This is a genomic window from Rhodanobacter sp. FW106-PBR-R2A-1-15 (assembly GCF_058789735.1).
Genome location: NZ_JBYTEM010000004.1, coordinates 122051 through 141447 on the forward strand (window position 1 = coordinate 122051; position 19397 = coordinate 141447).

Genomic DNA, 19397 nt, shown 5'->3' on the forward strand with positions numbered 1-19397 from the left:
TCAGGCGTCGTCGCGCCAGCGGCGGAACCAGATGGCGCCGGCGAGCATGACGACGGCGGCGGCCACCCCGACCCAGAGATTCACCGAACCCAGCGCCGCGTAGGAATGCGTAATGCCCACGCTGGACAGCAGTTCGGTTGGGTTGTTGCCGCCGACGTGCGAAACCTCGCTGAACCAGCCGCCGGGGAATACGCCGAGCAGGATGCGCACCACCACGTCGCGCCAGTACCAGCTGTTTTGCAGGGTGAGCGTGCCGAGCAGGTTGAACCAGCCCATCACGATGCCCACCGCCACCGGCAGCGCCACCGCCCACAGGAACGGCTTGCTGCGCGCCCAGGCCGAGCACAGCATCAGCCAGCCAACCGACGGCAGTGCCCACAGCAGGTACAGCGGGATCGAACCGATCAGGTTGGCGATCACCTGCAGCGGATGCGACAGGGTCAGCAGGTGCCATACGCCGACGCCGTGGAAGGACAGCGCCAGGGCGAACATCAGCAGCATCGCGATGCCGGTCAGGGTGCCGACCACCACCACGATCAGCGGGGCGACGATCGTCGCGGTGACCACCTTGGATAATACGGTGGCGGTGTCGGAGATCGGCAGCGACTTCCAGAACAGCAGGCTGCGATCGCGGCGGTCGTCGTACAGCGTGCCGAGGCAGTAGAAGAACACCACGAAGCCCATCACCATGCCGATGATCATGGTCGGCGAGTACATCGCCATGTCCAGTCCGGCACCCACGGCATCCATCGACTGCTGGTCCAGGGCGCGGGACAGCAACCGCATGTTGTTTTCGCCGCCGCCGAAGGCCACGTTGAAGCCGTGACGTCCCCCCATCACCCCGCCAGCGATGATGCCCATCAGGTTCAGCAGCAGGAACACGCCGCCGGTGATGACTGGCGTCCAGAAGAAGCCGCCCCGGTGTTCCCACAATTCGCGCTTGATCAGCCAGTACATTTCGTTCAGAACCGGGGTCTTCATGCGTAGGTCCCTTTCATGGTGGCGACGAACAGATCGCTGACGGAGGGGCGGCGGGTTTCGCCCAGCGCCTGCAGCTGCGTGCGGTCGGCGCCGTCGAACAGGAAGATGCTCTTGCCGAATACCTGGCGCTCGTCCAGCGGTTTCAGCGCGCGGGCGGCGGCGGCATTGTCGGCGCCCACCATCACCTCGATGAAGCGCTCGCCCACCGCATCCATGTCGGCGTCCAGTACGATCCTGCCGTCGCGGATGAACATCAGGTCGGTGAGAATGTGCTCGACTTCCTCCACTTGATGCGTGGTGACGATGATGGTCTTGTTCTCGTCGAAGTAGTCCTCCAGCAGGTTCTGGTAGAACTGCTTGCGGTAGAGGATGTCCAGGCCCAGGGTGGGCTCGTCCAGGATCAGCAGCTTGGCGTCGATCGCCATCACCAGCGCCAGGTGCAGCTGCACGATCATGCCCTTGGACATCTGCCGCACGCGCTGCTCGGGCTGCAGCTTGGTGCGCGCCAGGAACGCCTCGCACTTGGCGCGGTCGAAGCGCGGGTGCACGTTGGCGACGAAGTCCACCGCCTGGCGCACCTTGATCCAGCGCGGCAGCACGGCCACGTCGGCGATGAAGCAGACCTCGCCCATCAGCTTGTCGCGCTGCTTGCGCGGGTCGTAGCCCAGCACGCTCAATTCGCCGGCGAAGTCGGTGAGGCCGAGGATCGCCTTCAGCGCGGTGGTCTTGCCGGCGCCGTTGGGGCCGATCAGGCCCACGATGCGGCCGGGCTCGATCTGGAAGCTGACGTTGTCCAGCGCCAGCGCGGACTTGTACCGCTTGCTCAGGCCGCTGGCCGTGATCACCGCGCTCATGGCGTCTCTCCCTTGTTGGCGCCGGCTTCGCGCAGCAGCGTCTTCAGGTCCAGCCCCAGCCGCTGCAGCCGAGCGAACAGCTGCGGCCACTCCTCGCGCAGGAAGCGCTCGCGTTCCGATTTCAGCAGCGCCTCGCGGGCGCCTTCGATGACGAACATGCCCAGACCTCTCCTTTTCTCAACCAGTTGTTCGTCGACCAGTTCCTGATACGCCTTCGACACGGTCAGCGGATTGATCTGAAAATCCGCGGCCACCTGGCGTACCGACGGCAGCGGGTCGCCCTCGTTCAAGGCGCCGTCCAGAATCATCGCCACCACGCGTTGCTGCAGCTGGCGATAGATCGGGACGCTGTCGTTCCAGGTCATGGTCATGGGTTATTCCTTGCTGATGCGGCCGAACTTGTTGCCAAACGAATAGTAGGGCATGACCAACTGCGACCCGAGCAGGCTGAGCTGCTCCGTGCCGCTGACTCCGTGCAGGTGGCTGATGGCCGGGATGGTGGCGATACCGGCGGTGCCGGCATCGCTCAGCAAGGCAGCGGCGCGCAGCTCGGCGGCGTTGGGGCGCACCTGCACCGGCATCAGGTTGATGACATGGATGGCGTTGGTCCTGCTGGCCGGGGCTGCCAGGGGCGCGACGTTGTAGTTGACGGCGCTCAGGCTGGCGAGGGTGAACAGGACGGCGGCGGCGCTGGCGATCAGGTTTTGCGCTTTCATGACGGGCCTCCTTAGTGACCTCGTTAAGTAGTGTTGTAGTTAACTATAACACTAAACTTTAAGCGGTCAATAGGCAGGATGCGATTTCGCAACATGACTGATGGCCTATGTGGCTGGACGATGGCCTAATGGCCTGGCCGCCATCGTCCGCATCTGGCGGGGGCGGCCGCTCGGCCGTCACCGCCGGCCGCCATCCGCGGCCTTCGGCGAACATGATTCAATGTGCCGATATCCGTCACGCGGAGGCAGGCATGGATCTCGAATTGCTCGACCGGGTCGTGGTGGTCACCGGCGCCAGCAAGGGCATCGGCCTGGCCTGTGCGATCGCGTTCGCGCGCGAAGGGGCGAAGGTGGTCGGTGTTTCGCGCGATCCGGCGAACCTGCGCGCCGCGCAACAGCGGCTCGAATCGCTCGGCCTGGCGGTGACGGTGCACTCGGCCGACCTGAAGGACAGCGTGGCGGCACAACTGGTCATGGAGCGCATCGAACACGACCATGGCCCGGTCGACGTGCTGGTCAACTGTGCCGGAGCCGCGCGCCGTGCGCCGCCGGATGAGCTGGATGCCGCCGCCATGCAGGCGGCGATGCAGGCGAAGTACTTCAACTACATGCACGCGATCGACCCGGTGATCCGCCGCATGGGCGCGCGCGGTGGCGGCAGCATCGTCAACGTGATCGGGCAGGGCGGACGCCAGGCCAATCCACAGCACATCGGCGGCGGCGCAGCAAACGCCGCCCTGATGCTGGCCACGGTGGGCTATGCGAACGCCTATGCCGGCAAGGGCGTGCGGGTGAATGCGATCAACCCCGGCATCACCCGTACCGGTCGGGTCGACGAGGGCCTGGATGCCGCGGTCTGCGCCAGCGGGAGGCCGCGCGAGGAAGTGCTGACCGCACAGCTTGCTGGCATCCCGCTGGGCCGCATGGCCGAACCGGCGGAGATCGCCGACGTCGCGGTGTTCCTGGCTTCGGCGCGCGCCAGCTATGTCACCGGCGCGATCATCCCGATGGACGGCGGCAAGACGTCGACGATCTGATCACCAGCGCAAAGGCCGGCTGCGAGGTCGGCCTTTCCGCGTGCGGTTTACCCGATCAGTCCTGCGCAGCGTAGACCTGCCTGCCGCCGACCCAGGTCTGCAACACCTTGGTGCTCCAGATCCTGCTGGCCGGATCCTTGAAGATGTCGTGGTCGATCAGGATGAAGTCGGCCCACTTGCCCGGCTCCAAGGTGCCCAGGGTCTTTTCCGCGTGTTCCGCGTACGCCGCATCGAGGGTGAACGCGCGCAATGCCTCGGTCGGCGTCATGTCCTGGTCCGGGTACCAGCCGCCCGGCGGCTGGCCCTGGTGGTCTTCGCGGGTGATCGCCGAGTACAGGCCGTAGAACGGGTTCGGCGATTCCACCGGGAAATCCGAGCCGCCGGCGACGATCGTGCCCTGCTGGAGGAAACGCTGCCAGGCGTAGGCGCCCTTGATCCGCTGGTGGCCGATGCGATCTTCGGCCATGTTCATGTCGGAGGTGGCGTGGGTCGGTTGCATCGAGGCGATCAGCTTGAGCGGCACGAAGCGCGGGATGTCCCCGAGCGAGACGATCTGCGCATGCTCGATGCGGTTGCGCAGCGCGATGCCGTTGGGGTGGGCTTTGTAGGCTGCCGCGTAGCTGTCGAGCACCTCGCGGTTGGCGTGGTCGCCGATCGCGTGGACCGCGACCTGGTAGCCCCTGCCCAGCGCCTTGCCGATCTCCGCGGTCAGCTCCGCCGGCTGCAGGAACAGCAGGCCGCGGTTGTGCGGATCGTCGGAGTAGGGCGCGAGCATCGCCGCGCCGCGGCTGCCCAGTGCGCCGTCGGCGAACAGCTTGACCGCGCGCACGGTGAGGAAGTCGTTGCCGTAGCCGACCAGCGGGCCGTCCTTGCTGATTGTGTCGAAATCGCCGCCGGTGCCGCGGATCATCGCGTAGATACGCGCGGTGAGCTTGTGCTCGTCGGCATAGCGGCGGTAGAGCCGGTAATTGGCCAGGTCGATGCCGGCATCGGCGACGCCGGTGAGGCCCACGCTGGCCATTTCGGCCAGTGCGGTATCCAGCGCGGCGGCTTTCTGCTGCGGAGTCGGCGGCGGGACTTTCGCATCGATCAGCGCGTTGGCGCCGTCGACGAAGACGCCGGCGGGGTTGCCGCTGGCGTCGCGCTCGATGCGCCCGCCGCTGGGATCCTGGCTGGCCTGGCCGATCCCAGCCAGCTTGATGGCGGCGCTGTTGGCCCAGCCGGCGTGGCCGTCGACGCGGCTCAGCCAGACCGGACGGTCGGCGACCGCGGTGTCGAGTTCCTTCGCGGTGGGGAAGCGACCGAGCTTCCAGATTTCCTGGTTCCAGCCGCTGCCGAGGATCCACTTCGCCTCGGGATGCGCCGCGGTGTACGCCTTCACCTTCGCCAGCGCCTCGTCCAGCGACTTCGTGCCGGCGAGGTCGACGCTGTTGCGCGCGTAGCCGAGTTCCAGTACGTGGCCGTGGGCGTCGATCAGCCCGGGCAGCAGGGTGTGACCGCGGCCGTCGACCACCTTGGCGTCGCCGGCGCGACTGGCCAGTTCGGCATGGCTGCCAGTGGCCACCACCTTGCCCTGGTCGACCAGCAGCGCCTGGAAGCGCTGCAGCTTGCCGTGGCTGTCCAGCGTGTAGCCGTTGACGTTGTCGACCAGCAGGTCGGCGGCTTGCGCGGCCGGCGCGAGTGCCAGCAGGGCCAGCAGCGGCAAATGGAGCAAGCGGTTCATGCGCAGTTCCCCATGGCGATGGAACCGGCAGTGTGTCGGCATGCGTGCGGTTTTTCCACTGCGCAACCCGTGCCGTGGCGCGCACCACGGCAAACGCCTCCCGCACGAACTCGACCTCGTTGATGCCGATGAAGGCGAAGACGGCACGCAGGCAGGGTTCCTGGAAGTCCGTCGCCGCAGCCAGTGCGTTCTTGCCGCAGATGCCGCCGCGGCGGGAGGCGATGATCACCCGCTTGCCGCCGGTCCGGCCTTCGGGGCCGTTCGCGGCGTAGCGGAAGGTCTTGCCGGCGACCAGGATGCGGTCGAGCCAGGCCTTGAGCGAACTGGAGATGGCGAAGTTGTACATCGGCGCGCCGATCACCACCACGTCGGCGGTGAGGGATTCTTCCGGTATTTCGGTGCCGAGCACGGAGGCTGTGCGGCCAGTCGTGGCAGCGGACATTGGCTTCGAGCGTGCTGCGCTTCAGCTCGGCTACGATGTCGGCGGTCAGTTGACGCGACACCGGGTAGCCACCCGGCGCGCTGGAGTCGATATACAAGAGTTTCATGAGCAGGTTCCTGATCGAACCAAGTGATTGGCGATGGAAATCAGGATATATTCGGAACAATGTCGCGATGAGACGGCGGTTATCGAACTTGTCGTTCTTGAATGGAAACGACCATGACGATGCTGAGCGGTGCCCTGCAGGACCTCAACGACCTGTATTTCTTCGCCGCGGTGGTCGAGCACGGCGGCTTTTCCGCGGCCGGTCGCGCGCTGGGCGTGCCGAAGTCGCGCCTGAGCAAACGCGTGGCGCAACTGGAGGAACGCCTCGGCGTGCGCCTGCTGCAGCGGACCACCCGGCGCTTCGTGGTGACCGAAGTCGGCGAGCGCTTCTATGCCCACTGTCGCGCGGTGCTGGAAGAAGCGCAGGCGGCGCAGGATGCGGTAGACGAGCTGCGCGCCGAACCGCGTGGCGTGGTGCGGCTGAGCTGCCCCGTGTCGCTGGCGCAGACCGTGCTGGCGCACGTGCTGCCGGATTTTCTCGCGCAGTACCCGAAGATGCAGGTGCGGCTGCTGTCCGGCAATCGCCGGGTCGACGTGATCGGCGAAGGTTATGACCTGGCGATCCGCGTGCGCACCAAGCTGGACACTGACGCGAACCTGGTGATCCGCACGTTCGGCCTGTCGCGCACCAAGCTGGTGGCCAGCCCGGCGCTGCTGAAGGCGCTGGGGCGCCCGGTTCAGCCGGACGACCTGGCCCGGCTGCCGGCGCTGTCGATGAGCGAGCACGAGGGCGCCCAGCTGTGGGAACTGATCGGCGCCAACGGCGCGCAGACCAGCGTGGAAGTGCAGGCGCGGCTGATCACCGGTGATTTCGCCGTGCTGCTGGAAGCCGCCCGTCGCGGCATGGGCGTGGCGTTGCTGCCGGAGTTCGTCTGCGCGCCGGCGATCGCCGCGGGTGAACTGGAAGTGGTGCTGCCGGAGTGGAGCGTGCCCGAGGGCACCATGCACTTCGTCTACCCCAGCCGCCGCGGCATGCTGCCGGGCGTACGCGCGCTGGTGGATTTCCTGGCCGAGCGGCTGCCGGCCACCACCCCGCTGAAGCACGAGCAGAGCAAGCGCGGCGCAAGGGACGAACTTCCCGCAGCGTGATGCGCAGGGCGGATCCGATGCGGTACCCTGTCGGGCTCACGGACATTTATACGGCCAAACGATGATCGCGACCAAGCTTCCCAAAGTCGGCACCACCATCTTCAGTGTGATGAGCCAGCTCGCGCTGCAACACAAGGCGGTCAACCTGGGCCAGGGCTTTCCCGACTTCGAGCCGCCGCAGGGGCTGCGCGATGCGCTGACGCGCGCCATGAACGAAGGCCGCAACCAGTACGCGCCGATGCACGGCACGGCGGCCCTGCGCGAGCAGATCGTGCTGAAGACCGAGCGTCTGTACGGCCGCCGTCTCGATGTCGATACCGACATCACGCTCACCTCCGGCGCCACCGAGGCGATCTTCGCGGCGATTGCCGCGACGGTGCGCGCGGGCGAGGAGGTGATCGTGTTCGACCCGGCCTACGACTGCTACGAGCCGGCGATCGAGCTGCAGGGTGCGCGCGCGGTGCACATCCCGCTGACCGTGCCGGCGTTCGCGATCGACTGGCAGCGCGTGCGCGACGCGGTGACGCCGAAGACCCGCATGATCATGATCAACACGCCGCACAACCCGTCCGGCGCGGTGCTGTCGGCGGATGATCTGGAAGAGCTGGCGGCGATCGTGCGCGACACCGGCATCGTGGTGTTGTCCGACGAGGTCTACGAGCACATCGTCTACGACGGCGCGCAGCACGAAAGCGTGCTGCGCCATCCGGAGCTGGCCGGGCGCAGCATCGTGGTCTCCTCGTTCGGCAAGACCTACCACTGCACCGGCTGGAAAGTCGGCTACGCGGTGGCGCCGGCCGCGCTGTCGGCCGAGTTCCGCAAGGTGCACCAGTACCTCACCTTCTGCACCTTCCACCCGGCGCAGGCGGCGTTCGCCGAGTTCATGGCCAGCGACCCGCAGCATTACCTGGAACTGCCGGCGTTCTACCAGGCCAAGCGCGACCGCTTCCTCGCGCTGCTGGCGCCGTCGCGCTTCAAGCTGCTCGACGTGCCGGGCGGCTATTTCCAGCTGGTCGACTATTCGGCGATCCGTGACGAGGACGATCTTGCCTTCAGCAGGTGGCTGGTCGAGCACGGCGGCGTGGCGGCGATTCCGCTGACGCCATTCTACGAGCGCGCACCGGGTACGCGATTGCTGCGGCTGTGCTTCGCCAAGAGCGACGCCACCATGGAGGCGGCCGCCGAGCGGCTGTGCCGGCTATGAGCAGCGACGGCGTGAGCCTCGAACCGCTGCGCGTATCGCTGGTGCAGGGCGCCACCCGCTGGCACGATGCGCCGGCGAACCGCGACTACTACGGCACGCTGGTGCACCAGGTCAGGGGCAGCGACCTGGTCGTGTTGCCCGAGACGTTCCTGTCCGGCTTCAGCAACGACACCCACGCCAGCGCCGATACCATGGACGGCGAGGGCGTGGCATGGCTGCGCGCCCTGGCGGCCGAAGTGGACGCCGTGGTCTGCGGCAGCCTGGCGATCCGCGAGGATGGCGTGGTCTACAACCGCCTGCTGTGGATGCGACCGGACGGCAGCTTCGCGCAGTACGACAAGCGCCACCTGTTCCGCATGGCCGGCGAGCACACCCGCTACGGCGGCGGCAGCGAGCGCCTGGTGGTTGAGCTGAAGGGCTGGCGCATCCTGCCGCAGGTCTGCTACGACCTGCGCTTTCCGGTGTGGCTGCGCAACCGCCGGCTGGCCTCCGCTGGCGGCGGCATGGATTACGACCTCGCCATCTTCGTGGCGAACTGGCCGGCACCGCGCCGCCAGCCCTGGCGTACGCTGCTGCGCGCACGCGCGATCGAAAACCTGTGCTACGTGGCCGGTGTGAACCGGGTCGGCGTGGACGGCAACGAACTGCCTTACGCTGGCGACAGCGCGGTAATCGATCCGGTCGGCGAGCCGCTGGTGGAACTGGGCGCGCAGGAGCAGGTGGTGACGGTCACGCTGGACCTGGCTCCGCTGCTGGCGCACCGCAAGCGTTTCCCGGCGTGGATGGACGCCGACGCGTTTTCGCTCGATCCGGGTTGAACCTCCGGCCGATACCATTTTTGGCCGCTCCGTTTGTAGGAGCTCGCTTGCGGGCGATGCTCTTGCTTTCGCGAATCCCGACAGAAGCATCGCCCGCAAGCGGGCTCCTGCGACCATCCGGTTCAGAACAGAAAGCCGCCTTGAGGACGGCTTTCTGTGAAGAGACTCAGAGTATCGCCAGCACCGCTTCCGGCGGGCGCCCGATGGCGGCCTTGCCGTTGGCGACCACGATCGGGCGTTCAATCAGCTTCGGGTGCGCCACCATCGCGGCGACCAGGGTATCGTCATCGAGCGCGGGATCGTCCAGCCCCAGCACGCGGTACTCCTCCTCGCCGGTGCGCAGCAGTTCGCGCGCGCTCATGCCCAGTTGCCGCAGCAGCACGGCCAGTTCGGCGGCGCTCGGCGGCGTGTCGAGGTAGTTGACCACCTCGATCTCCCCGCCGTGCTGCTCCAGCAACGCCAGCGTGGCGCGCGATTTGGAGCAGCGGCTGTTGTGATAGATGCGCAGCATCGCCGGCCGCCTCAGCGGTTGCCCGAACGGTTGCCGCCGCGACCCGACGGCCGACCGCCGCCGTGCCGACCGCCTTGCGGGCGATTGCCGCCATGACCTTGCGGGCGTGCCGGATTGCCGGGCGTGCGGTTGTCCTGGCCCTGGCCTTGTCCGTGCGGGCGCGAACCGCGGTTGCCCGGGGCACGATTGCCGCCAAGGCCCGGACCACGCGATTCGGTGCCGAAACTGCCGTAGGGGCTGCCCGCCGCGCGGCCCTGGTTGCCGCCGGCCTGGCGGCGGTTGCCGGCGACACCACCGGGGTTGCCACGCGAAGCAGCGGCACGGGGGCCGCCGTCGCGGCTCTCGCCGGCAAACCAGCTGCGCACCGATGGCAACTCCTGGCCCGGCGCCACGCGCCGGCTCTTCTTGCCGCCACGCTTGCCTCCCGCCGCGCCACGTTCAGGGCGCGCCAGGTTGCCGTTGACTTCCTTGCCGTCGCGCCGCGGCGGCTTGCGGCCGCGTACGGGTTCCTCGCGGATGCGGTCGTACGCGCGCAGCTCGCGCGCCTCGTCCTGGCCGCCGGTCCAGGCGGTGCCGGCGCCACGCTCGGGGCGGTATTCGGTGACGTTGCGACTGGTGCGGCGCTGGTGCAGCACCGGGCTCAGGGTCAGTACCGGTTGCGCGGGACCGAGGCCGCTGGTCTGGCGCAGCTGCTTGACGCCCTCGGCGTCGAGCGCTTCGCATTCGCCACGGCGCAGGTGGCGCGGCAGCTCGATGCCGCCGTAGCGGATGCGCTTGAGCCGGCTGACCAGGAAACCCTGTGAATCCCACAGGCGGCGTACTTCGCGGTTGCGGCCCTCGCGGATCACCACGCGGAACCAGCTGTGGCTGCCGCCGCGGCTGATCACGGCGATCTCGTCGAAGCGGGCCGGGCCGTCATCCAGCTCCACGCCGGCCTTGAGTTTCTCGATGACCTCGTCGGGTACTTCGCCGTGCACGCGGCACAGGTATTCGCGCTCGAGGCCGCTCTTGGGATGCATCAGCGCGTTGGCCAGCTCGCCGTCGGTGGTCAGCAACAGCAGGCCGGTGGTGTTGATGTCGAGGCGGCCCACGGCGACCCAGCGCGCGCCCTTCAGGCGTGGCAGCTGCTCGAACACGGTGGGGCGGCCTTCGGGATCCTCGCGGGTGGTCAGCTCGCCTTCGGGCTTGTGGTAGATCAGCACCTCGGTATCGTCGCGGCTGTCGGTGGCCACCACGAATTGCTTGCCGTCCATGATCACGCGGTCACCCGACTTCACACTCATGCCGATGCTGGCGGGAGCGCCATTCAGCTCGACTTCGCCGGACTGGATGCGCTGTTCGAGCATGCGGCGCGAGCCGAGGCCGGCGTTGGCCAGCACCTTGTGCAGGCGTTCTTCCAGGGCGGGGGCGTCGCTGTCGGCGCGCGGTTCGCGCTTCAGGGACAAAACGGATTTTTGCGGCGCATTCATGCGCGGTACTCCTCGGGATCTTGCTCGGCGGCGTCGGGTTCGGCGTCCGCAGCGGGGTTCGCTGCCTCGTCGGCAGTGGTTGTCGGGGGCTCGGCGGGCAGGCTCGGGTCGGAGCCGGCATCGCCGGATTCGGAGGCGACCGTCGTTTCGGCGGCGGTCGCGTTGTCGTGCTCGTCGGCTGCCGCATCGACGGAATCCTGCTCGTGCAGGAGTTCCTCGTCCGGGTCGATCGGCAGGTCGCGCACGACGCTGGCGGGCAGGGGCTCGGGCTCGAAGCGCAGCTGCGGGTCTTCCAGGTCGCGGATCTCCGACAGCGGCGGCAGCTGGTCCAGCGATTTCAGGTTGAAGTAGTCGAGGAACGCGCGGGTGGTGCCGAACAGCGCCGGCTTGCCGGGCACGTCGCGGTAGCCGACCACGCGGATCCACTCGCGCTCCTCCATCGTCTTGATGATGTTGGAGGACACCACCACGCCGCGGATCTGCTCGATCTCCGGGCGGGTGATCGGCTGGCGATAGGCGATCAGCGCCAGCGTTTCCAGCAGTGCGCGCGAGTAGCGGCTGGGCCGCTCGGTCCACATGCGCGAGATCCACGGGTGCACGTCCTGGCGCACCTGGTAGCGGAAGCCGGAGGCCACTTCCTTCAGCTCGATGCCGCGGCCGGCGCAATCTTCGGCCAGTGCCTCGATCGCCCTGGCGACCTGTTCGCGGCTGACCTCGTCGGCCTCGTTGAACAGCTCGCCCAGCTGCTGCACGGTCATTGGCTGGGTGGAGGCCAGCAGGGCGGCCTCGACGATGGGTTTGAGTTGCTCGATCTGCATGACCTTGGGTTCGGATGCCGGTTTGATCGGTACTGCTCAGTGGATGTCGTTCATTCGCCGGACGATTCGACCAGTGCCGATTCGCCCGCCTGGTCGTCGTCCGCCGGCGCGTCAGCGGGCTCCTCGGCGTGGCTCGCCTTGGCCTTCACGTAGATCGGCGCCAGCGGCTCTTCCTGGACGATCTCGATCAGCATTTCCTTGGCCAGCTCCAGCATGGCCAGGAAGGTCACCACGATGCCCAGCCGCCCTTCGCTGACATCGAACAGGCTCTCGAAGCGACGGAAGCTGGCGTCGTCCAGCCGGCTCAGCAATTCGCCCATGCGCTGGCGCACGCTGAGCGTCTCGCGCTTGATCGCGTGGTGTCCGAACAGCTCGGCCCGGTGCATCACGTCCTTCAGGGCCAGCAGCAGCTCGGTCAGCTCCAGCGGCGGCGGCAACCTGATCACGTTGCGTTCGCCCACGTCGGCGTGCACCACCGCCGTGTCGCGCTCCAGCCGAGGCATCGCCTCGATGTCCTCGGCGGCGCGCTTGTACCGTTCGTACTCCTGCAAGCGCCGTACCAGTTCGGCACGGGGGTCCTCTTCCAGCCCTTCCTCGGCCGGCGGTCGCGGCAGCAGCAGTCGCGACTTGATCTCGGCCAGGATCGCGGCCATCAGCAGGTACTCGGCGGCCAGCTCCAGCCGTATCACGTCCCGCATCAGCTCGATGTAGGCCATGTACTGCCGGGTGATCTCGGCAACCGGGATGTCCAGGATGTCGAGGTTCTGCCGGCGGATCAGGTACAGCAGCAGGTCCAGCGGCCCCTCGAACGCCTCCAGGATGACCTCGAGCGCATCCGGCGGAATGTACAGGTCCTGCGGCATCTGCAGCAGCGGCTGACCGTGCACGATGGCCAGCGGCATTTCCTGCTGTTGCGGTACCGGCGCAAATGCGTCCTGCGGTGCGACGACCTGGCTCTGTGGCTCGACGGGCTCAGTGCTCATCAATGCGTGTCATGGGCCGTCTTCAGCGGCTGTGCAGTGCGTTCAACATGATCGGATCCATTCCCATGCCGGCACGGCACCGGATGTCCGTACTCGGAACACAGCGGTGAGGCGGTATTCCCGGGGTACTGCGTTCTTCACACTTGTTCGGTCGAGGCGCGGCGGACGCCATCGTCACGACGGGCATGACGAAGCCACTCGATGGCGGTTCGGTCAGGCAGGTCGTCAGCGACCATCGCGCGTCGACTGCGGGTTGTCAGCCACGGCAGGGACGTCAAGCCAGGGAGGGCGGGAAACGACGCCACCGGCTGTTCACTGGTCGGTTCGAGAGCAATCGAATGGATGCCAAGGGGCGCCGGAAGTGCTCGGCAAACAATTCCATGGAGCCACGCGTGGGGCAAGAGTAGCGGTTAGTTGGCGCCAAGTCCAGCGCAGGCCACCAGTGGCCGTGGCCGCCCGCAAGGCGCCGGCGGCGGGTGTTTGCCGGTTTCGCACCGACGCCGTCGACAGGCACAATAGGCGGACTGCGCCAGAGGGAACCGATGCGCCGTGAGTGCGGCAGGGGCCGCATGTGACCTAATGCGTCGAATTGGGTCAGGCTCGCGTCAGCATCGTATTGGGCGACGCCGGGCAGGCAGTGACACGCGTCGCGATGGCGGTGCTGCCACGATGCAGGTTCCGGGTCCGGGTGGCCCGGTGGGCGAGACGCATGCAGGTCCGGAGCGGCGTTCGGCAGGGTGTGGCATATGGGATGGCATGGTGATTGCTTCGGCAATAGCAGACCATTCTGACCGGCCATGGCGCAGCGTATCGCCGGCGAATGATGCGGCAGCAAGATTTCAGGACGATGTTGGACGCAATGCCCTCATCGGGGCGCAAGTGCAAACGGGCGGTGGAACTGATGGCGATCGACAAGAACGGGCAAGGTGGCGGCGCACCGGAGCAGCTGCGTCCGGCGCGCATGCAGATCGAGACGACGGTGCTGATGAGCAGCAATGGCGAGTCGCGCCCGACCGAGCTGGTCGATATTTCGGCGACCGGTGCGCTGTTGCGTCGCCCGCTGGGCTGGTCGGGTCACGTCGGGCAAAGCTGGGTGCTCGACATGATCTTCGGCAACAACCTGCACATCCACCTCGAAGCCGTGGTGGCGCGTATCTCCGACCACCACATCGGTTTTTCCTACAGCCGCATCCCCGAGGACAAGCAGGTGCCGCTGTGGAACCTGCTGGGTGGTTACGCCGATATTCTGGAGCACTGGAAGGACGGCTGAGCGAACGCGGCCAGCCCATGAAAACGCCCGCATGCGCGGGCGTTTTCGGTTGCGGGTGCCGCGCGGAACTCAGGCCGGGACTTTTTTCTCGTCGCGTAGTTCGCGGCGCAGGATCTTGCCCACGTTGCTCTTGGGCAGGCTGTCGCGGAACTCGATCAGCTTGGGCCGCTTGTAGCCGGTGAGGTTCTCGCGGCAGAACTGCTTGAGCGCCTCCTCGGTGAGGTTCGGGTCCTTGCGCACCACGAACAGCTTCACCACTTCGCCGGAATGTTCGTCCGGCACGCCGACCGCAGCCACCTCGAGCACGCCGGGATGCTGCATGACGGTGTCCTCGACCTCGTTCGGGTACACGTTGAAGCCGGATACCAGGATCATGTCCTTCTTGCGGTCGACGATATAGAAGTAGCCATTCGCGTCCATCTTCGCGATGTCGCCGGTGTGCAGCCAGCCATCGGCATCGAGCACCTTGGCGGTCTCGTCCGGACGGTTCCAGTAGCCCTTCATGACTTGCGGGCCCTGCACCATCAGCTCGCCGACTTCGCCGAGCGGCAGCGGTTTGCCTTCCTCCGACCAGATCGCCACGTTGGTGGACGGCACCGGCAGGCCGATCGAACCGTTGTATTCCTTGAGGTCGAGCGGGTTGATGCAGACCGCCGGCGAGGTTTCGGTCAACCCGTAGGCCTCGGCCAGGGTGCAGCCGGTGACCTTCTTCCAGCGTTCGGCCACGGCGCGCTGCACCGCCATGCCGCCGCCCAGGGTCAGGTGCAGTTTCGAGAAGTCCAGCTCGGAGAAACCGGGCGTGTTGAGCAGGCCGTTGAACAGCGTGTTGACACCGGTCAGCGCGGTGAAGCCGGACTTGCGCAGTTCCTTGACGAAGCCGGGCATGTCGCGCGGGTTGGTGATCAGCCAGTTGAGACCGCCCAGGCGCATGAACACCAGGCCGTTCGCAGTCAGCGAGAAGATGTGGTACAGCGGCAGCGCGGTGATGATCACCTCTTCGCCGGGCGTGACCAGGTCGGTGCCGATCCACGCGGCGGCCTGCAGCGTGTTCGCCACCATGTTGCCGTGGGTCAGCATCGCACCCTTGGCTACGCCGGTGGTGCCGCCGGTGTATTGCAGGAAGGCGATGTCGTCGTGGCCCAGCGTCACCGGCTGCAGCGGATGCGCCGCGCCGCGCGCCAGCGCGTCGCGAAAGCGCACGGCCTGCGGCAGGTCGAACGCAGGCACCATCTTCTTCACGTGCTTCAGCACGAAGTTGATCAGCGCGCCCTTGGGGAAGCCGAGCAGGTCGCCGATGCCGGTGGTGATGATGTGCTGCACGTGGGTCTCGGCCACCACGTGCTGCAGGGTGCCGGCGAAGTTGTCCAGCACCACGATCGCCTTGGCGCCGGAATCCTCCAGCTGGTGCTTGAGCTCGCGCGCGGTATACATCGGGTTGGTGTTGACCACCACCAGGCCGGCGCGCAGCGTGCCGAACAACGCGATCGGATACTGCAGCACGTTCGGCATCATGATCGCGACACGATCGCCCTTGCCGAGCTTGAGCACGCCGGTGAGGTAGCCGGCGAACTGGCGGCTCATCTCGTCGATCTGGCCGTAGCTGAGCTGACGGCCGAAGCTGGCGAACGCCGGGCGGTCGCGGAAGCGGGTGAACGCCTCTTCCAGCACCGCCGGTACCGAAGCATATTGACTGACGTCGATCTGTTCAGGCACGCCGGCTGGATAGTTCTCCAGCCACGGACGTTCGTTGCTCATGCTTTGGTTCCCTGTTTTGTCGATGACGATGGAGCGAATGATGGAATCGAATGGCGCCAGCCTCCATCATGGCCCATGCGCCGGTTGATTGGAGCATACGCCCGCGTACAGCGGCAAGCCGCACTGCAGCGAGTTGCGTCGATGAGAGCACTGGGGAAAACCGTTTTTTTGCCGATCGTCCTGCTGCTCGCGCTGGCGTTGCCGGCCTGTCGACGCACGCCGGACGAGGCGCAGGTGCGCGCCGCCATCGCGTCGATCGCACGGGCGGCCGAAGCGGGTTCGGCCAGCGATGTGGGCGCTCCGCTGAGCGATGACTTCGACGGCAATGCGGGGCAACTGGACCGGCGCGGATTGACCGGCATGATCAGGCTGCTGGCGCTGCGCGGCGAACACATCGGGGTGACCATGGGGCCGGTGTCGGTCGAACCCCGTGGCGAACGGATGGTGGCGAGCTTCACCGTCACGCTGACCAGCGGTGGCAAGCTGCTGCCCGACCAGTTGGGGGTCTATCAAGTCGAGTCCGCGTGGCGCAAGGAAGACGGCTCGTGGCGTTGCTACACAGCGAGCTGGAAGCATTCATTGTAGGAGCCCGCCTGCGGGCGATGCTTTGAAAGCCGGGATTCGGGATTCGGGATTCGCAAAAGCAAGAGCCCGCCGCGAGCGGGTTCCTGCGATTTCTTTGCGTGCAAGAAAACCGCCCCGAGACCAGGGCGGTTTTCGTTCGACACAAGGCTCGCGCTGGGGTTCAGGCGGCCTTTTTGCCCGCCAACTGGCGCAGCACGTACTGCAGGATGCCGCCGTGGCGGAAGAACTCGCGCTCCTTCGGCGTCAGCAGCATCACGTTCACGACGAACTGTTTCTTGCTGCCATCGGCGGCGGTGGCGGTGACCGTGGCTTCCCGTGAGTTGCCGTCATTCAGTCCGGTGATGTCGAAGGTCTCCTTGCCGGTCAGCCCCAGCGTCTGCGCGTTCTGGCCGTCCTTGAAGGTGCACGGCAGCACGCCCATGCCGACCAGGTTGGACCGGTGGATGCGCTCGAAGCTCTCGGCGATCACCGCCTTCACGCCCAGCAGCAAGGTGCCCTTGGCCGCCCAGTCGCGCGAGGAGCCGGTGCCGTATTCCTTGCCGGCCAGCACCACCAGCGGTGTCTTCTCCGCCTTGTACTTCATCGCCGCGTCGTAGATCGCCAGCTGCTCGCCGCTCGGTACGTGCAAGGTGTAGCCGCCTTCGACGTTGTCGAGCAACAGGTTCTTGATGCGGATGTTGGCGAAGGTGCCGCGCACCATCACGTCGTCGTTGCCGCGGCGCGAGCCGTAGGAGTTGAAGTCCTTCGGCTCGACGCCCTTCCCGATCAGGAAGCGGCCCGCCGGGCTGTCCTTCTTGATCGCGCCAGCCGGCGAGATGTGGTCGGTGGTGATCGAGTCGCCGAACACGCCCAGCACGCGGGCGCCGTGGATGTCCTCGACCTTGCCCAGCGCCATGGTCATGCCGTCGAAGTAGGGCGGGTTCTTGATGTAGGTGGAATCGTCCCAGCGGTACACCGCGCCATCCGGCGAGGCGATCGCGTTCCAGCGGCTGTCGCCCTTGAACACGTCGGCGTAGTTCTTGGCGAACATCTCCGGGTTGATCGCGCCGGCGATGGCGTCGGAGATTTCCTGGTTGCTCGGCCAGATGTCCTTCAGATAGACCGGCTTGCCGTCGTTGCCGGTGCCGATGGCGTCGCGGGTCAGGTCGATGTTCAGCGTGCCGGCCAGCGCATAGGCGGCCACCAGCGGCGGCGAGGCCAGATAGTTCAGCTTGACCTCGGCGTGGACACGGCCCTCGAAGTTGCGGTTGCCGGAGAGCACCGCCGAGACCGCCAGGTCGCCGTCGGCAATGCCCTTGCTGATCTCCGCCGGCAGCGGGCCGGAGTTGCCGATGCAGGTGGTGCAGCCGTAGCCCACCAGGTAGAAGTTGATCTTCTCCAGTTCCTGCAGCAGGCCGGTCTTTTCCAGGTAGTCGGTGACCACCTTCGAGCCTGGCGCGAGCGAGGTCTTCACCCACGGCTTGGCCTTCAGTCCCTTCGCCGCGGCCTTCTTGGCCAGGATGCCGGCGCCCAGCATCACCGCCGGGTTGGAGGTGTTGGTACAGGAGGTGATCGCGGCGATCACCACCGCGCCGTCGCCGAGGCGGAAGCTCTCGCCGTTCTTCTCCACCAGCACGCCGGCTTCGTTGATGGCGTTGGCGGGATTGCCGATCGCACCGGAGCCGCCTTCGTTGACATAGCGCTGGACGTCGCCGTTGCCCCTCTTGCGGTTGGCGGTGAGCGGGCCGACCACCTCGCGGAAGTTTCGCTGCGCATCGGCCAGCAGCACGCGATCCTGCGGACGCTTCGGGCCGGCCATCGACGGTTTCACATCGGCCAGGTTGAGCTCCAGCACCGCGGAGAAATCCGGAACCGGGGTGTTCTCGTCATGCCACAGGCCCTGCGCCTTGGCGTAAGACTCGACCAGTGCGATCTGTTCCGCGCTGCGGCCGGACAGGCGCAGGTAGTTCAGCGCCTCCTGGTCGATCGGGAAGATGCCGCAGGTGGCGCCGTACTCGGGCGCCATGTTGCCGATGGTGGCGCGGTCGGCCAACGCCAGGTGCTTCAGGCCCGGGCCGAAGAACTCCACGAACTTGCCCACCACGCCCAGCTTGCGCAGCATCTGGGTGACGGTGAGCACCAGGTCGGTGGCGGTGACGCCTTCGCCCAGCTTGCCGGAGAGTTTGACGCCGACCACCTGCGGAATCAGCATGGAGGAGGGCTGGCCCAGCATCGCCGCCTCGGCCTCGATGCCGCCCACGCCCCAGCCCAGCACGCCCAGGCCGTTGATCATGGTGGTGTGCGAGTCGGTGCCGAACACGGTGTCCGGATACGCCCACAGCTGGCCATCGATTTCACTGCCCATGACCACACGGGCCAGATGTTCCAGGTTCACCTGGTGCACGATGCCGGTGCGCGGCGGCACCACCTTGAAGCTGTTGAACGCCTTCTGGCCCCAGCGCAGGAAGCTGTAGCGTTCCTGGTTGCGCTGGAACTCGATCCCGACGTTCTGTTCCAGCGCGTCCTCGGAGCCGAACACGTCCACCTGCACCGAGTGGTCGATGACCAGCTCGACCGGCGTCAGCGGGTTGATCTGGGTGGCGTCACCGCCCAGTTTCACCACCGCGTCGCGCATGGCGGCCAGATCCACCACGCAAGGCACGCCGGTGAAGTCCTGCAGGATCACGCGCGCCGGCATGAAGGCGATCTCGGTGGACGGCTCGGCCTTGGCGTCCCACGTTGCGACGGCCTCGACCTCCTTCGCGGTGACGTCGACACCGTCCTCGTGGCGCAGCAGGTTTTCCAGCAGGATCTTCATCGAGTACGGCAGCCGCTTCAGGTCGAAGCGCCGGCCCAGCTTGGTCAGGCTGGCGAAGGCGTACTTCTTGCCGTTGACCTCGAGGGTGTCGCGTACGGAAAAGGTGTCTTTCATGGGGACGTGCTCCTGGCTGGATCCTGCGGCTGGGATGACTCGACGACGCTGCCGGAACGGCACAGGGATGGCCTTTCCGGCAAAAACGCGATTATCGCGCAAACCCCGCAGGGCCGCGACTCGGCG

General features: G+C 66.8%; 17 protein-coding genes and 1 pseudogene. 6 read left to right on the forward strand and 12 right to left on the reverse strand.

Features of this window, described 5'->3' with window-relative positions; translation table 11 throughout:
• The 4 genes from AC3WTD_RS03910 to AC3WTD_RS03925 are packed head-to-tail and all read right to left on the reverse strand — an operon-like array spanning position 1 to position 2551.
• Complete coding sequence (locus AC3WTD_RS03910) at positions 1 to 981, reverse strand: hypothetical protein (protein ID WP_492612955.1); 981 nt, start codon at positions 979 to 981, stop codon at positions 1 to 3.
• Positions 978 to 1835 (reverse strand): ABC transporter ATP-binding protein, encoded by an 858-nt coding sequence (locus tag AC3WTD_RS03915; RefSeq protein ID WP_492612956.1) that lies wholly within the window; start codon positions 1833 to 1835, stop codon positions 978 to 980. Before AC3WTD_RS03915 ends, AC3WTD_RS03910 begins: the two co-directional genes overlap by 4 nt.
• Positions 1832 to 2206, reverse strand: coding sequence for a GntR family transcriptional regulator (locus AC3WTD_RS03920; protein WP_027492226.1), 375 nt, complete (start codon positions 2204 to 2206; stop codon positions 1832 to 1834). Before AC3WTD_RS03920 ends, AC3WTD_RS03915 begins: the two co-directional genes overlap by 4 nt.
• A 3-nt stretch (positions 2207 to 2209) precedes the next feature.
• The gene (locus AC3WTD_RS03925; protein ID WP_492612957.1) at positions 2210 to 2551 is read right to left on the reverse strand and encodes a hypothetical protein; all 342 of its coding nucleotides are present in this window, start codon (positions 2549 to 2551) and stop codon (positions 2210 to 2212) included.
• Between the two features lie 128 nt (positions 2552 to 2679).
• On the opposite strand from AC3WTD_RS03925, the gene AC3WTD_RS03930 reads away from it, so the two are divergent.
• Positions 2680 to 3588, forward strand: a complete 909-nt coding sequence (locus AC3WTD_RS03930) for an SDR family NAD(P)-dependent oxidoreductase (protein ID WP_492612958.1) — start codon at positions 2680 to 2682, stop codon at positions 3586 to 3588.
• A 55-nt stretch (positions 3589 to 3643) separates the two neighbouring features.
• Here the strand turns inward: AC3WTD_RS03930 and AC3WTD_RS03935 are convergent, their stop codons facing one another.
• Positions 3644 to 5311 carry an amidohydrolase gene (locus AC3WTD_RS03935; RefSeq protein WP_492612959.1) on the reverse strand — a complete coding sequence of 556 codons (1668 nt, stop codon included), beginning with the start codon at positions 5309 to 5311 and terminating at the stop codon, positions 3644 to 3646.
• 100 nt (positions 5312 to 5411) lie between these two features.
• Positions 5412 to 5859 (reverse strand): annotated as a pseudogene (locus tag AC3WTD_RS03940) (FMN-dependent NADH-azoreductase); the annotation flags it as partial.
• 113 nt (positions 5860 to 5972) lie between these two features.
• Between AC3WTD_RS03940 and AC3WTD_RS03945 the strand changes: the two are divergent.
• The 3 genes from AC3WTD_RS03945 (at position 5973) to AC3WTD_RS03955 (ending at position 8969) form a co-directional block, all read left to right on the forward strand.
• Positions 5973 to 6947, forward strand: a complete 975-nt coding sequence (locus AC3WTD_RS03945) for a LysR substrate-binding domain-containing protein (RefSeq protein WP_037089317.1) — start codon at positions 5973 to 5975, stop codon at positions 6945 to 6947.
• 61 nt (positions 6948 to 7008) lie between these two features.
• Complete coding sequence (locus AC3WTD_RS03950) at positions 7009 to 8151, forward strand: pyridoxal phosphate-dependent aminotransferase (RefSeq protein WP_492612960.1); 1143 nt, start codon at positions 7009 to 7011, stop codon at positions 8149 to 8151.
• Positions 8148 to 8969 carry an amidohydrolase gene (locus AC3WTD_RS03955; RefSeq protein ID WP_027492233.1) on the forward strand — a complete coding sequence of 274 codons (822 nt, stop codon included), beginning with the start codon at positions 8148 to 8150 and terminating at the stop codon, positions 8967 to 8969. Before AC3WTD_RS03950 ends, AC3WTD_RS03955 begins: the two co-directional genes overlap by 4 nt.
• 166 nt (positions 8970 to 9135) lie before the next feature.
• Here AC3WTD_RS03955 and arsC read toward each other — a convergent pair whose 3' ends face one another.
• Genes arsC through AC3WTD_RS03975 form a run of 4 tightly spaced genes read right to left on the reverse strand, consistent with a single transcriptional unit; the run spans position 9136 to position 12750 of the window.
• Positions 9136 to 9480 carry an arsenate reductase (glutaredoxin) gene (gene arsC / locus AC3WTD_RS03960; protein ID WP_027492234.1) on the reverse strand — a complete coding sequence of 115 codons (345 nt, stop codon included), beginning with the start codon at positions 9478 to 9480 and terminating at the stop codon, positions 9136 to 9138.
• Positions 9481 to 9491: 11 nt separating this feature from the next.
• Positions 9492 to 10949 (reverse strand): pseudouridine synthase, encoded by a 1458-nt coding sequence (locus AC3WTD_RS03965; protein ID WP_235642012.1) that lies wholly within the window; start codon positions 10947 to 10949, stop codon positions 9492 to 9494.
• Positions 10946 to 11767, reverse strand: coding sequence for an SMC-Scp complex subunit ScpB (gene scpB / locus AC3WTD_RS03970; protein WP_492612961.1), 822 nt, complete (start codon positions 11765 to 11767; stop codon positions 10946 to 10948). The genes AC3WTD_RS03965 and scpB overlap by 4 nt, the downstream gene beginning before the upstream one ends.
• Positions 11768 to 11817: 50 nt before the next feature.
• Positions 11818 to 12750: a segregation/condensation protein A gene (locus tag AC3WTD_RS03975; RefSeq protein ID WP_027492236.1), complete on the reverse strand. Its 933-nt coding sequence runs from the start codon at positions 12748 to 12750 to the stop codon at positions 11818 to 11820.
• 901 nt (positions 12751 to 13651) lie between these two features.
• Between AC3WTD_RS03975 and AC3WTD_RS03980 the strand changes: the two genes are divergently transcribed.
• Positions 13652 to 14020, forward strand: coding sequence for a PilZ domain-containing protein (locus tag AC3WTD_RS03980; protein WP_027492237.1), 369 nt, complete (start codon positions 13652 to 13654; stop codon positions 14018 to 14020).
• A gap of 69 nt (positions 14021 to 14089) precedes the next feature.
• Here AC3WTD_RS03980 and AC3WTD_RS03985 read toward each other — a convergent pair whose 3' ends face one another.
• Positions 14090 to 15775, reverse strand: coding sequence for a long-chain-fatty-acid--CoA ligase (locus AC3WTD_RS03985; RefSeq protein WP_027492238.1), 1686 nt, complete (start codon positions 15773 to 15775; stop codon positions 14090 to 14092).
• 141 nt (positions 15776 to 15916) lie between these two features.
• On the opposite strand from AC3WTD_RS03985, the gene AC3WTD_RS03990 reads away from it, so the two are divergent.
• Positions 15917 to 16360, forward strand: coding sequence for a hypothetical protein (locus AC3WTD_RS03990; protein ID WP_492612962.1), 444 nt, complete (start codon positions 15917 to 15919; stop codon positions 16358 to 16360).
• A gap of 160 nt (positions 16361 to 16520) precedes the next feature.
• Here the strand turns inward: AC3WTD_RS03990 and acnA are convergent, their stop codons facing one another.
• The gene (gene acnA, locus AC3WTD_RS03995; protein WP_492612963.1) at positions 16521 to 19271 is read right to left on the reverse strand and encodes an aconitate hydratase AcnA; all 2751 of its coding nucleotides are present in this window, start codon (positions 19269 to 19271) and stop codon (positions 16521 to 16523) included.
• Positions 19272 to 19397 lie beyond the last annotated feature (126 nt).